Raw genomic sequence first — 12,122 nt, 5'->3', positions numbered from 1 at the left:
CGCCAAGCCAAATTTTCCGCCTCACTTCTCCGTTTTCCATATCAAAAAGACCACTCTGTAAGCCAAGCTACAGAGCGGTCTCCTTACTTGTATCCACTATCCGCGTTTAATGAAACGTTGGATATGGTTTGTACCTATGATTACACCAAAACGAGATGCAGTCATATTAATTTGGTATAGACAGAAGAGCGAAACAGACAGAAAGGACCTGAAGAAGCGGAGCGTGCTCCTTTATCACCGGATTTCTCCCTTCAGGGGAAAATCATTGAAATCCGGGGGTAAGAGAGATCGAAAGGTTTTCTGTCTGTGTAGTTCCTGAGTGTCTAAATCAAGCATGGTCTGCAATCGGAGTGGCCAAGTGTAATCCCGTTGCACTCCATATTTATTTCATTGACTCGGATAGCTCTGTGAAAATAACACCCAGCGCATATGCGCCAGCATCCGGGTATCCGAGACTGCGATCGCCAACAGCACCCGCGCGGCCCATACGTGCCACAATGTCTTCTGTTTTCTTCGCGCCTTCTACCGCGGCTTCAGCACCTTTGGCAAACGCCGTTTTGAAGTCATCTCCAGACTTCGAACTTTGCGTCCATGCGTCTGTACAAGGGACAAGTGCGTCAATTAATGTCTTGTCACCTACAACGGCACCACGTCCGAAGGAACGTTCACCTGTAGACTGAATCCCCTGCACTGCCGCCTGCATCATGTCAGCGAACTCTGCAACGTTCAATTGCTGCTTGTCACCAACGGCTTTGCCTGCTGCCCGGAATGCCGAACCCCAGATTGGGCCGGATGCACCACCGCAGTATTCCATAATGACAAGAGAGCATGCATCGAGGAATGAACCGATATTCTTTTTCTCTTCGTTCACGATATGGTTCCATTCGCGTTTGAGCTGTCTAAAGCCCTTCGCTACGCTCATGCCAAAATCGCCGTCACCTGCATGGGAATCCAGTTCACAGAATGGTACTTCGTTCTTGATGATGATCTCACTCATCTTATCGATCAGGTAGACGATATTATCCACGGAGAATTGATTGTTGTTGATCACCGCAGACGTTGCAGGTGTCTCCACTTCATAGGATACTGGCGCATCTTCAGTCACGACGGCTTCCAGTGCTTCGGAATATGTCACTTGTGCTACTGGAGGACCAGACACTTTGAAAGCAGGTGTATCACTTTCCTTAAACAACAACGTTTTCAGTTCATCGTCCAGTTTCAGGATGGTTACCGATGCGCCTGCCATATCGATGCTCGTCATGTAATTGCCAACAAACGTAGTGGCTACACCCAGACCTGAATGCTTTGCCAGCTCACGCTGAACCGAGTTGTTGAGCAGATAGAGCTCCTGCAACGGTGTAGCGCCAAAGCCATTGACAAGCACAGCAATCTCATCGGATGTATCGTTGTCCAGCTTCATGTCTGCAAGCAGTGCTTCAACCATACGTCCTGCAAGCTCATCCGCAGATACTAATTTCTCGCGGCGAATGCCTGGTTCACCATGAATTCCCACACCGAATTCCATCTCATCTTCAGCGATTTCAAATGTCGGTGTTCCTTTGGCGGGCACGGTGCAGGAAGTGAATCCAAATCCGATGCTGCGAACGTTCTGGGCTGCTTTCTCGGCTACGGATTTCACCTCTGCCAGACTGCGGCCTTCTTCGGCTGCGGCTCCAGCGATTTTGTGCACCAGTACAGTTCCGGCAACGCCGCGGCGTCCTACCGTATACAGACTGTCTTGAACAGCAATGTCGTCCTCAACCCGCACATATTGCACGTCAATGCCATCTTCCTCTGCAAGATGCGCCGCATTCTTGAAGTTCATCATGTCGCCGCTATAGTTCTTGATGATTAGCAGCGTACCCTTATTGCTGGCTGTGGCCTTGATCGCCTGGTATACCTGAATCTGGGAAGGGGATGCGAATACATCTCCGCAGACCGCAGCATCCAGCATACCTTTGCCAACGTAACCCGCATGAGCAGGTTCATGACCACTGCCGCCTCCGCTGATGAGGCTGACTTTGTCCCCATTAATCTCTCTGCGTTTAATGACCTTATATTTTTTCAAAAATTCAAGCTCCGGGTGCGCCAGCGCAATCCCGTTGCACATTTCCATGACAACATTTTCAGCCTGATTGATAATTTTTTTCATTTATTTCGCCTCCCGGCGAGCTTTTTTGTAGTCCCGTCCCATACGGTCAGCAGCCGCAATGGCAGCAGCCACTTCAGGAACAGTAATCGGGAACGGCATGGCGTGAATGGATTCTTCCGGAATACATGCGATCTCGGCCACCTTCAACAACTCTTCCTGAGTAATGGTATCTACACCGATATCCGCCAAGCTTACAGGCAGTCCCACTGCGAGACAGAAGTCCATGACTTCATGCAGCTCTTCGGTTGGTGCATTTTCAAGGACGAGTTGTGCAATCGTACCGAATGATACTTTTTCACCGTGGAAGAAGTGATGTGTACCCTCCAGAACAGTCAAACCATTGTGGATCGCATGGGCTGCAGCCAGACCGCCACTCTCAAATCCAAGACCAGACAACAGAATGTTTGTCTCAACGATGTTTTCCAGCGCTTGAGTCACGACGTTGCTGTCACTGGCTACTTTCGCTTTTAATCCATCCGTCAGCAGCATTTCATAACACAGTTTTGCAAGAGCAAGTGCTGCATTCGTACCTACTGCGGATGGCGTGTATCCTTCACGGGAACCCATCGGCAGACTTGCGTTAACACGAGAGTACGACTTTGCTGTAGCTCTTGCTTCGAAGTACGTAGACAACGCGTCACCCATACCCGATACAAGGAAACGTGTTGGTGCGTTTGCAATAACCGTTGTGTCCACGAGAACAACACTAGGGCTTTGTTTGAAATACGCATAGTCATCAAAAGCACCTTCCGGCGTATACAACACAGCAGAGTGACTTGTTGGCGCATCCGTTGCTGCGATGGTAGGACAGATGATTAGCGCTTCGCCTTCTGCCACACATTTGGCTGCATCGATCGCTTTACCGCCACCGAGGCCAATTGTACATGTGCATCCTTTTTCTTTCGCAATTTCCTGGAGACGAGCAACTTCCTCGCGGGAACATTCCCCTCTAAAACCGCTTTCAACAAACGTAATATTGAATTTTTGTGCCGTTTCATCGAGCTTCGCCTTTACACGCTGTACATCATCCGGATGTGCGATCAGCAATGCAGATTCACCAAAGGATTTCACAAAGTAACCGAGGTTCAACAATTCGTCTTCGCCTTGCACATATTTCGTTGGACTAATAAATGCTTTTCTCATAATGATATAAACCTCCTATGGATGATATAAGTTCGTTTTCGTTTACTGCATAAATGTCCTGCATACCTTCAACATTAAATACTCACAATTAACCTAAATATATACCATGCATATGAGGTTTACAGTGGACTTTGATAACAAATTATTATAATTTGCAATCGTAATTTTTTGCTTTTCAATGGAATCATGGTATCTTATTGTCATGCGATAGGTTAATTTTTGACATCATCTATACATTACCCGTCATTAACTCATCTTAATATGTACAACTTGCTAACTTTTAACGAACGAAATCATTCATCAGGTTAGCTATGGAGGGTTCCACCCATGATTAAAGAATATCTGCACATCAATAAAATCCTCGACCTGAATAAATGGAAGCGTCTACAGGATTCTCTTGCCACTGTGACCAAGCTGGCTATTCTAACCGTTGATTATAAAGGCATTCCCGTAACCAGCCATAGCAGCTGTCAGGCCTTTTGCCAAAATGTTCGCAAAGATCCCGAACTGCTCCCCTACTGCCAGAAATGTGATTCTCGTGGTGGTCTGGAAGCCGTTCGATTGAACGAACCTTATGTATATCTGTGTCATTTTAATATCGTGGATATCGCGATTCCAATCACCATTGATGGAAAATATATTGGTGCGGTAATGGCAGGACAGGTGAAGCTCGCTGACCCGGAGAAAGGGACGGAACTGGAACAGATCGTCACGTCCAAGAACGTGCCTATGCATGCTGCAAAGCTAAAGGAATTACAGGACGATTACGACCAGTTGCCTGTCATGACCTATGAAGAGGTTGTGAAAATTTCCAACATGCTTTCTTTACTCTGTAATTACATCGTGGAGGAAGCACTGAACAAAAATTTGCTGGTGGAAATGTTCGAGAAAGCTTCGGGTCATCAGGAGTCTCTGAATCTGTCCACTATTTTGCCTGGATACTCCATCCGTAATATTGAGTCGATCAAAAAAGAAATGACCAATGCGATTGCAGATGCCTATCTTAAAAACAGTCCAAGTGATACAGAGAGCTCCAGTCCGGTGCTCCAACCTGCCTTTGAATATATCCACAGTCACAAGAGTGAGCAAGTCTCGCTTAAACAAATGGCCGATCTGTGCCACCTGAGTCCAAGTTATTTCAGCAGGCTGTTTGCTAAGGAAACAGGTGAGAACTTCACGACTTATATTGCACGACTCAAAATCAAATGGGCCAAGCAATTGCTGGAAGTTACGGACATGCCCGTGTCACAGATCAGTGATGAACTGGGGTTCAATGAATCGGGGTATTTTATCAAAATATTCAAAAAATTTGAGGAGATTACGCCTGCCTTATATCGCAAATACATGCAGGAACAATGAGCACGTTTAACCAAACGTTTTCGTTACAAGAGAAAACTCAGTGATATCTTTTTCATATTAAAGATGGGGTTAAAAGATATTTCACCTATTAATCTGCCATTGCTACAATGGAGTCCAGATTACTTAGGGAGGCGTCACGCATGGAATATCGCAAATTGGGAAACAGCGGTCTAACCGTCAGTGAGATTTCACTGGGCAACTGGATTACACATGGAGCACAAGTGGAAGATGGAACCGCAAAAGCTTTTGTCCGAGCTGCTTTGGAGGCAGGCATCACGACATTTGATACGGCAGACGTCTATTCCAACACCAAGGCAGAAACTGTGTTAGGACATGCTCTAAAGGAGACTCGAAGAGAAAGTATTGAGCTGTGTACCAAAGTCTGTCATCCAACTGGCTCAGGTCGCAACGACAGAGGACTTTCCCGCAAACATATCATGGAGGCCTGCAACGCTTCATTGCAAAGATTGCAAACCGATTATATCGATGTCTATTATGCTCATCGTTATGATCCAAATACGCCGCTGGAGGAAACATTCCTTGCGTTTGCCGATCTGGTTCGCCAGGGCAAGGTTCACTATATTGGAGTTAGCGAATGGACTGCGGCTCAGATTGAAGAAGGTTCCGCATTAGCTAAGGAGCTTCGCGTGCCTTTTATTGCGAGCCAACCACAGTATTCCATGTTATGGCGGGTTATTGAGCAGGAAGTTGTACCAGCAAGTACACAAGCAGGTCTTGGCCACATTACATGGTCTCCCTTGGCTCAGGGCATACTATCTGGTAAATATATTCCGCACGAAGCACTGCCAGCCGGATCACGTGCAGCTGCCGAGGCTGGCGCACCCTTTTTCAATAATCTTGCTGGTCGGTGGTTACGTGACGACGTTCTGACTGCTGTTCAGCAGCTTATTCCACTCGCGAAAGAGATCGGGCTGACGCTCCCTCAACTTGCCGTCGCCTGGGTTCTTCAGCATCCGTATGTGTCATCCGTCATTATTGGGGCATCCCGTCCAGAGCAAGTCCTTGAGAATGTGAAAGCCTCTGGTGTTCAACTGGATCGGGACATCCTGTCCCGCATTGATGAAATATTAGGTGAATGGATTGAGAGAAACCCTGCCAAGACGGGTTAGTAGCTCTTCTTAAACTACTCTAACCATACTCTATAAGTTGAACTAATCATTTTCACGACAACCCTTCAACAATTTCATCTACAATATTCATAAAACGGGAAATCACTTCCTGATTCATGTCCGTCCGCCATGCCGTGTATAACGGTACGGAGGGCGGACTTTCTACTAGTGGTAGAAATACCACACCCCTCCGCTCGAACACATCTACTGAAGAAGGAACGATGGATACCCCCATGCCCGCTGCAACGAGATTCACAATCGTGTACATCTGAATGGCTTCCTGTGTAATACGAGGATCTACACCATGCTCCCTGCAATAATCCAGGATAAGACGATGGAACGGAGAGCCCAGATGCCGCGGGAATAAAATAAAATCTTCGTCCTCCAGCTCGGTGATTGACACCTGAGTCTGTGCAGCTAAAGGGTGATGGTCTGGCAGCACTGCGAGTAATGTTTCCGTCTGACAGACCCGGAACGACAAATCTCCGTTGTGATCCTGATACCGCAAAAATCCAATATGGATCTGTCCATCTGCTAGTGCCTGCAATTGTTGGGACGAGGTCATCTCACGCAACGTAAGTTCAATCTGCGGGTACGCCGCACGGAATTTTCTCAACACATTGACCATAATACTCCCCGAAGCCGAATCCACAAAAGCAACCGTTAAATGTCCAATGATGCCCTGGTCAGCCTTCTGCGTAAGCTGGATGGATCGCTCAAGTTGGGCCATGATCAGCCTCGCCTGTTCCAGAAATACGGCACCGGCTGCCGTGAGACGAACCATTTTTTTCGTGCGTTCCAATAGCTTCACGCCGAGCTCTTCCTCCAGATTCTGAATCTGCTGGCTCAGCGGCGGCTGCGTCATATTTAATTTCTCAGCCGCACGGTGGAAATGAAGCTCCTCCGCCACGGTGATAAAGTATCGTAATTTTCGAATATCCATTCGCCTGATGTACTTCCCTTCTGTCTGACCTCTTACTTCATCTGTTCCTGAACCCAAACGGCTGATTCAGCCAGCATCGTCATTAATTCATTAAAGTCCACGGCTATCTCACGAAGAGGTAGTTCTCCCGCATCGTGGATTAACATCAGAACCTTGCCAGAATTTTGATCCAGTATAGCAATGCTTCCTTCGCCAAACCCACCAATTGGAAATGGTTGCAGCTCAGCGGGCAACTCGTATTCCTTCTCATATTCACGGTATACTTCCAGGAACTCGGGATATGCCCAATTCAATTCTTTCACCGAATACAAGGCAGGATCGCCGAAGTTGCATGCACCAAATTCAAGCAAGAGCTCACGATACACTGCGGGCAATTTCACGTTATACTTTTGCTCAAAATCCTCAATGCTCTGTTGCGTTTCAGGAGTACACCCTTCTCCCATTGTTGTATTGTAAGCTTCAACCAAAAGATCACGAATGGGTTCCAAACCTATCGACTCCACTTGAACTCCTCCTCTATAAATGAAAATCAATGAAATTGTGGTCCACGAATATGTTCACTATTAACGACGCGATGATACCAGAAGCTGCATTATTGCTGTTATTGCTGCATTAAAGTACCTTTCGTCAGCTATCCTTCTTTTCCTGCAACAAAAATGCCCTATCCAGCAAGTGGATAAGGCAGAATAAGCATAGCTTTATTTTAGTTCACATGTTTCCGTAGTTCTCCATCCAGCCATTGTAGCGCTGAATGCAGCTTGTCCTTGGGTACATTCTGATATCGATCCCCCGTTGACAATTCAAAGGCACAACTATGAGCACTGGTCTGCTGCAAGTATGAAGTAATCCCCAACCCGAATTGCTGAGTCATGGATGCCAGAATACGCTCCATCTCGGCTTGAGCCAAGGGAAAATGTACGTGAAACATATTGGAGACGGGTACTTCCGGCAATGTACGTATACCGTGACACGCATTTAACAAGGAAGCAAGTTCCTTCGCCTGCTCATAATAAAGCCCCATTTTGCCAAACCGTTCATTGAAATAATATTGAGAACTAAGAATATATGGATATAGGCCGATCAGATCGCCGCCGTGCCGACGCTTCCATATTTTCGATTCTTGCATAACGTCCGTATCTCCTGCCAATATAGCCCCAGCAATTCCTCCAATGCCTTTGTAAAAAGACACGTAGACACTATCGAACAGACTGCAAATCTCGGCGGGAGTCTTCTGATAATAAGGCGTGATTTCGAACAAACGTGCCCCGTCCAGATGAAGCTTGATTCCACGTTCACGGCAATAGGCTGAGATTGCCTCCAACTCTTCATAGGCAGGCAATTGCCCACCAATCTCGCGTTGTGGCAGTTCAAGCAGTAGGCAGGAAATTTCCTCATTCATCCCCTCTACATCTTCCAATCGAATCAGTCGGTTCTCCTCCGCCAGCAAAATGGATTCAATCTGATGTAACTCTTTCAGTCCGTCTTCCTCATGGATTTCCAGATGAGATAAAGGATGATAAGCTACCCGCTTGATGCCTTTGCGGTCACACCAGATACGTAAGGCGATTTGCTGTGCCATCGTACCACTGGGGAAAAATACAGCCGATTCCTTGCCCAGAACGTCAGCCATCTGCTGCTGGAATTGATCAATGATTTTACCGTTGCCATAATGATCACTATATTGTTCCCCATCCACCTGCTCCAGCGCTTCCTGAAGTACTTTGACTTTACGACTTCCGTGACCGCCTATAATAAACTCTGCCTGATTAAAAGCTTCCGCTAATGTTAACTCTGTATTCTTCAAGGTTATTTACTCCTTTGTTGTTCTGGTTTTTTGGTTCGTTACCATCTGCACCAGTGCACCCAGCGCTCCGTATTGATGCTCACTCCTGGAATGCACAAATCCTACTTCCAACCTGCGATATGGATCAGGCAAAGATAACACTGTAACCTCACCTCTCCTTTCGGCTTTCGTAACCGAGGATCGTGGGAGCAATGACACACCTATTCCCGCAGATACGCCATTCATAATGGTGTCCAGTGTTCCATATTCCGTAACGTTGAGGGTGTGCACGCCTTGATCTTTCAAAAAGGCTTCTGCCTGTTCGCGATGAGTACAGCCTACTTCAAAAAACAACATGGGTTTGCACAATAAATCATGCAACTCATGGGTTCCGGGTTCGGCAATCAGCACCAATTCTTCGTTGTACACTTTCATATAGTTCAGCTCAGGATGGTCAATTGGGCCATATATTAAAGCTCCATGCAGCTCATGTTGAATGACCTTCTGATTGAGTTCATGTGTACCCCCTGTAATTAACGAATGCTGAACCTTGGGGTAACATAAACGGTATTCAGCGAGCAGCGGCGTCAGATAACTGGAGGCTGCGGTCTCAATCGCACCAAGACGAAGCATCCCTGCGGGCGGATGGCCCATTTGCGTTGCCTGTTCTGCTTCATATAACAAATGTAATATTTTATCTGCATATCCCAGCAAATTTTCACCCGCTGGTGTGAGCGACATGCCCCGGTTGGAGCGATGAAACAGCGGTACTTGCAGCTGATCCTCCAACTGTTTAATTCGTGTTGTTACATTGGATTGCACATAATTCAGCGCTAATGCTGCTTTGCTGATACTGCCTTCGCGGGCAACCGCCTGAAATACTTTTAAATCTCCTGCATCCATGCCCTGATCACCTGCTTGTTATCTATTATCTGAATTGATACTGACATTCATTTTTGTTCATTTTACGTGAATCTGCCCCATCTGTACAATGAGGCTCAGTAGTGAAGTTTTTAAATACACAAGGAGGAATTTTGTCAATGAAAGCTATTATACATTCCGGCCAGAGCGGACTTGAAGGTCTTCAATATACAGAGTCAACATCTCGGGCAACGGAAGCCGGTGAAGTACAGATCCAACTGAAATCTGCTGGAATTAATCATCGTGATCTGTTCATCATGGCAGGACGTACATTCCAAGACTCACCACTCATTCTTGGTTCCGATGGAGCAGGTGTAATCATAGCGATTGGAGAAGGTGTAGAGGACTTATCCGTAGGTGATGAGGTCATTATCCACCCTACTCTCGGTTGGGACCACGCAGTAGACGTGCCCATTGTGCCCGATATTGTAGGAGGCCCTACGGATGGAACTCTCGCACAATATATTACGCTGCCTGCTAGAAATGCCTTGCCCAAACCCTCTCATCTATCCTGGGCGGAAGCAGGAGTGTTGTCCCTTTCGGCTTTGACAGCATACCGCGCCTTATTCACTCGTGGCGGACTTAAGCAGGGTGAACATATCCTTATTCCCGGTATTGGCGGCGGTGTAGCGACCTATGCCCTGCTCATGGCCGTAACTGCTGGTGCCAAGGTAACTGTTACATCCAGAAGAGAAGCCAAGAGACATGAGGCTCTGCGTCTGGGCGCTTTCCAAGCTCTGGACAGTCATGCAGACTGGAGTGTGCAGAACGGTCTTGATCCTGTTGATTTCATCTTGGATAGCATCGGACAAGCCATGTTCCCCAAATATTTTGATATAATCAGACCAGGTGGTCGTATCGTGATGTATGGCGCAAGCTCGGGAGATGATCTGAATGTTCCAATCCGCTCCATCTTTTTCCCGCAAGTTAGCCTGATTGGCACCTCCATGGGCAGCCGTGAAGAGTTTGTCCAGATGCTGCAATGGGTGGAAGAACATAATTTACATCCTGTGATCGATAGCATATATCAGCTACAGGACACAGCGAAAGCTTTCGAACGTATGGAAAAGGGAGAGCAGTTTGGCAATCTTGCTATACTCGTGGAGTGACATCTGGTTTAGATGGACCTTCCTTAATTGGTACAAATCATTTTACGATAATGGGGGAATCCATCTGACCCGTCTCGCTAAACGTACAGCCATTGTTCTGGTCGCAATTATACTTTTGTCCCAAATTCCTATGTTGAAAGCAACCTTTGCTCGAGGGATAACTACGCTATATTTGAACATAAAGTATCCGGAACGCTCCTATCAATACAGGGATTTCATCTATGAATCTCATTTTGGAAGCTATTTCATTTCTTATGCTAATCAAGACGAGCAACTCATAAGCCTGATACTAGAGCCCAAATTTTTACCGGTGATCGTTACGTATGATTCATTGGATCAACCCATGAAAGACTAAATTATTTACTCTATGAATCATTCAGGAGGTATCGACATGTCCAACCATTTGCACTTGGTAGAATTAGTTCGAAAGTTGATGAATGCCGAAGGAACAGAAAATGAACTGGATGAGATGCTAAACGAGCTACAGCAACAGATGCCTTATGCTGAGATCAGTAATCTGATTTTCTGGGATAATCGAGACCTGACACCCGAACAGATTGTGGAAGAGGCGCTGTCTGCTCGTCCGATCATTCTTCCGCCCAGTCCTAACATACTTTAGGAGGTGAATGATCGGATATGTCTGACATGAATCATAAAAACAATGAACAAACTGATTTTAACGCTATCAGTGGAGAAGAAAAACTACAGGCACTTCGTGATCTGATCGAGCTGACGGATAACCATCTTACTCAGCAAGTTCTCAATATTGGTATGGATCCACACGAAGAAGATCTCATACGCATCGAAGCATGGCGCGCTCTTGATATGGCAGGCTCCTCTGCTTTTCTGGATAAGATCCTTCATGCTGCCGTGCAACTTGTTCGTGATCCTGAAGAAGATGAGGATGTACAAAATTATGTCTTTCAAACTCTCGCCTTATTACCTATTACCGAGGCCGAGATCAAGTTGGCTCAGGAGGTGTTGGAGGGGGATGCGTATATTTTGGTTAAAAGTGCAGCCTTTGCTGTTCTTGTTGCACATCAACAAGTTACTGGAGCCGCGTCCGCGTTAAAATCGCTTCAATCCGATCCTGATTTTGGCTATTCCGCCAAGAGGGTATTACATTCGAAGCAAGGAAGTGATAATTAATGAGTAAGCAGGACGAACCTCCCCGTAATACACATAAACCTAACAAGTACCCTGACCAGTCCAGTGAAGAATCGGGAGAAAATGCTACGAAGCCGGTTCACCTTACCCAAGGCGAGATCAATGCATTACAGAAGGCCCTTCTCTATCTCAAGTTTGAATGTGTAGAGACTGATTCCCTGCTATACGCGGGGAGCCCTCTGTTAAACAGCGTGCTGGAAAAGGTACGTGAGGTCAGCGCATTCCGAGAGTTCGCCAAAGACTTTCACTCTCGTCCTAATGCATATGCAGAGACATTTATGCGCAACAAGCTGGAGCGTTCCTACGCAGAAGAACTTGCTCCACGTGAACGTACAGAATTGCAGAAGGCAGAGATTCTTAGATCATGTATGCATCCATATCCATTAAAATAAAAAAGACCTCCATACTCGTTTAA

12 protein-coding genes and 1 pseudogene are annotated in these 12,122 nt (G+C 46.5%); 6 read left to right on the top strand and 7 right to left on the bottom strand.

Annotated features, from left to right (window positions below):
* Positions 1–382: 382 nt before the first annotated feature.
* Both dhaK and CS562_RS10100 read right to left on the bottom strand, forming a co-directional pair.
* Entirely contained in the window at positions 383–2,152 is a 1,770-nt protein-coding gene (gene dhaK, locus CS562_RS10105) for a dihydroxyacetone kinase subunit DhaK (protein WP_099855415.1), read from the bottom strand.
* Entirely contained in the window at positions 2,153–3,295 is a 1,143-nt protein-coding gene (locus CS562_RS10100) for a glycerol dehydrogenase (protein ID WP_099855413.1), read from the bottom strand.
* Between the two features lie 327 nt (positions 3,296–3,622).
* Here CS562_RS10100 and CS562_RS10095 point away from each other — a divergent pair, with 327 nt between their 5' ends.
* Complete coding sequence (locus CS562_RS10095) at positions 3,623–4,654, top strand: PocR ligand-binding domain-containing protein (protein WP_063566033.1); 1,032 nt, start codon at positions 3,623–3,625, stop codon at positions 4,652–4,654.
* A 140-nt stretch (positions 4,655–4,794) separates the two neighbouring features.
* Positions 4,795–5,784 carry an aldo/keto reductase family protein gene (locus CS562_RS10090; protein WP_099855411.1) on the top strand — a complete coding sequence of 330 codons (990 nt, stop codon included), beginning with the start codon at positions 4,795–4,797 and terminating at the stop codon, positions 5,782–5,784.
* 52 nt (positions 5,785–5,836) lie between these two features.
* Here CS562_RS10090 and CS562_RS10085 read toward each other — a convergent pair whose 3' ends face one another.
* From CS562_RS10085 to CS562_RS33820, 5 genes and pseudogenes are all read right to left on the bottom strand, one after another.
* Positions 5,837–6,727: a LysR substrate-binding domain-containing protein gene (locus CS562_RS10085; protein WP_099855410.1), complete on the bottom strand. Its 891-nt coding sequence runs from the start codon at positions 6,725–6,727 to the stop codon at positions 5,837–5,839.
* A gap of 32 nt (positions 6,728–6,759) precedes the next feature.
* Positions 6,760–7,230, bottom strand: a complete 471-nt coding sequence (locus CS562_RS10080; RefSeq protein ID WP_076290404.1) for an SMI1/KNR4 family protein — start codon at positions 7,228–7,230, stop codon at positions 6,760–6,762.
* 200 nt (positions 7,231–7,430) lie between these two features.
* On the bottom strand, positions 7,431–8,531 hold the full coding sequence (locus tag CS562_RS10075; RefSeq protein WP_099855408.1) for a threonine aldolase family protein: 1,101 nt from the start codon (positions 8,529–8,531) through the stop codon (positions 7,431–7,433).
* Positions 8,532–8,537: 6 nt separating this feature from the next.
* Positions 8,538–9,143 carry a LysR substrate-binding domain-containing protein gene (locus CS562_RS10070; RefSeq protein WP_373561720.1) on the bottom strand — a complete coding sequence of 202 codons (606 nt, stop codon included), beginning with the start codon at positions 9,141–9,143 and terminating at the stop codon, positions 8,538–8,540.
* A 96-nt stretch (positions 9,144–9,239) separates the two neighbouring features.
* Positions 9,240–9,413 (bottom strand): annotated as a pseudogene (locus tag CS562_RS33820) (LysR family transcriptional regulator); the annotation flags it as partial.
* A 137-nt stretch (positions 9,414–9,550) separates the two neighbouring features.
* Between CS562_RS33820 and CS562_RS10065 the strand changes: the two are divergent.
* The 4 genes from CS562_RS10065 (at position 9,551) to CS562_RS10045 (ending at position 12,099) form a co-directional block, all read left to right on the top strand.
* On the top strand, positions 9,551–10,540 hold the full coding sequence (locus CS562_RS10065; RefSeq protein WP_099855405.1) for a zinc-binding dehydrogenase: 990 nt from the start codon (positions 9,551–9,553) through the stop codon (positions 10,538–10,540).
* Between the two features lie 391 nt (positions 10,541–10,931).
* On the top strand, positions 10,932–11,159 hold the full coding sequence (locus CS562_RS10055; protein WP_099855401.1) for a bacteriocin immunity protein: 228 nt from the start codon (positions 10,932–10,934) through the stop codon (positions 11,157–11,159).
* A 17-nt stretch (positions 11,160–11,176) separates the two neighbouring features.
* A complete protein-coding gene (locus CS562_RS10050) occupies positions 11,177–11,689 on the top strand; it encodes a hypothetical protein (RefSeq protein WP_099855399.1) in 513 nt (170 codons plus the stop codon).
* Positions 11,689–12,099 carry a hypothetical protein gene (locus tag CS562_RS10045; RefSeq protein ID WP_099855397.1) on the top strand — a complete coding sequence of 137 codons (411 nt, stop codon included), beginning with the start codon at positions 11,689–11,691 and terminating at the stop codon, positions 12,097–12,099. Before CS562_RS10050 ends, CS562_RS10045 begins: the two co-directional genes overlap by 1 nt.
* The last annotated feature ends 23 nt before the right edge of the window (positions 12,100–12,122 follow it).

Source organism: Paenibacillus sp. LK1 (genome assembly GCF_002750415.1).
Classification (GTDB): domain Bacteria; phylum Bacillota; class Bacilli; order Paenibacillales; family Paenibacillaceae; genus Paenibacillus; species Paenibacillus taichungensis.
This window is presented reverse-complemented; position numbering and strand designations above follow the sequence as displayed.

Excerpts from the sequence above, each read along its gene's own strand:
- CS562_RS10070 (WP_373561720.1), bottom strand. The coding sequence starts at position 9,143 with ATGCTTCGTCTTGGTGCGATTGAGACCGCAGCCTCCAGTTATCTGACG.
- CS562_RS10055 (WP_099855401.1), top strand. The coding sequence starts at position 10,932 with ATGTCCAACCATTTGCACTTGGTAGAATTAGTTCGAAAGTTGATGAAT.
- CS562_RS10085 (WP_099855410.1), bottom strand. The coding sequence starts at position 6,727 with ATGGATATTCGAAAATTACGATACTTTATCACCGTGGCGGAGGAGCTT.
- CS562_RS10045 (WP_099855397.1), top strand. The coding sequence starts at position 11,689 with ATGAGTAAGCAGGACGAACCTCCCCGTAATACACATAAACCTAACAAG.
- dhaK (WP_099855415.1), bottom strand. The coding sequence starts at position 2,152 with ATGAAAAAAATTATCAATCAGGCTGAAAATGTTGTCATGGAAATGTGC.
- CS562_RS10100 (WP_099855413.1), bottom strand. The coding sequence starts at position 3,295 with ATGAGAAAAGCATTTATTAGTCCAACGAAATATGTGCAAGGCGAAGAC.
- CS562_RS10095 (WP_063566033.1), top strand. The coding sequence starts at position 3,623 with ATGATTAAAGAATATCTGCACATCAATAAAATCCTCGACCTGAATAAA.
- CS562_RS10050 (WP_099855399.1), top strand. The coding sequence starts at position 11,177 with ATGTCTGACATGAATCATAAAAACAATGAACAAACTGATTTTAACGCT.
- CS562_RS10065 (WP_099855405.1), top strand. The coding sequence starts at position 9,551 with ATGAAAGCTATTATACATTCCGGCCAGAGCGGACTTGAAGGTCTTCAA.
- CS562_RS10090 (WP_099855411.1), top strand. The coding sequence starts at position 4,795 with ATGGAATATCGCAAATTGGGAAACAGCGGTCTAACCGTCAGTGAGATT.